The 804-nt window shown below is 37.3% G+C and carries 1 protein-coding gene; it reads right to left on the bottom strand.

The genetic code is table 11. From position 1 onward, the window contains the following. Positions 1–99: 99 nt before the first annotated feature. Complete coding sequence (locus ISP07_RS20440) at positions 100–546, bottom strand: REP-associated tyrosine transposase (RefSeq protein ID WP_082389219.1); 447 nt, start codon at positions 544–546, stop codon at positions 100–102. Positions 547–804: the final 258 nt, after the last annotated feature.

Genomic DNA, 804 nt, shown 5'->3' with positions numbered 1-804 from the left:
AATCAAACCGAATATCAGCCTCAAGTTGCTTAAACTTAAACTTGAAGCTGGTTATGAGAGATGGTATCTACGTAGGTCGTCATTTATGGCGACAACCAATCACAAGAAAACAGAATTCCAATATGGATAACTACCTAAATTATCAACTAGCTTTTTTCGCAAAGGGTTTGCTGCGATATATCTGGCTACAGCTATTCTACTTTCTTCTTCACGTAGTGCATGGTCATAGTAAGCAGGTTGCCACACCGTTTGCGAAAAACAACGTATCTTGTTTATCTCTCTAGCAGAAAGACCTTTTAGATGACCAACTGTTTTACCCAAGCTACTATCGCTAAGCCTTAATAAACCATGAAAATGATCGGGCATAAGCACCCAAGTTAACCAGCAGCATTGATGCAATAGTTCATTTCTTTCAATACACCTACAAAATACTTTTGCTAAGTTATGATCAGTGAACAGTGCTTTTCTGTTATGGCAGTTGAACGTTATGAAATATTCACCTGATTGAATTGAAACTCGCCCTTTCTTTAAATGACTCCAGCTCATGAAAAGTCCTTTTTCATAAAATTGTAGAACATTAAATATAGTAGATTAACGCGCTAAAGCACGTCCTACGTAAATTATCATTTATGGTGGCAAAGAATACATACTAACGCGCTAAAGCACGTCTTACCGTAGGTCGTCATTTATGGTAACAAAGAATACATATTAACACGCTAAAGCACGCCCTTGTATCTCTCTGTATTAAATGGTTAGCTACCAATTAATACATCAAGAAGTCAGAGAGTTTGAGCACGACCTTAG

It is taken from the genome of Pseudoalteromonas sp. PA2MD11, assembly GCF_017808125.1.
GTDB lineage: Bacteria > Pseudomonadota > Gammaproteobacteria > Enterobacterales > Alteromonadaceae > Pseudoalteromonas > Pseudoalteromonas simplex.
Note: the sequence above shows the minus strand (reverse complement) of the source record. Positions and strands in the feature narration are given on the sequence as shown.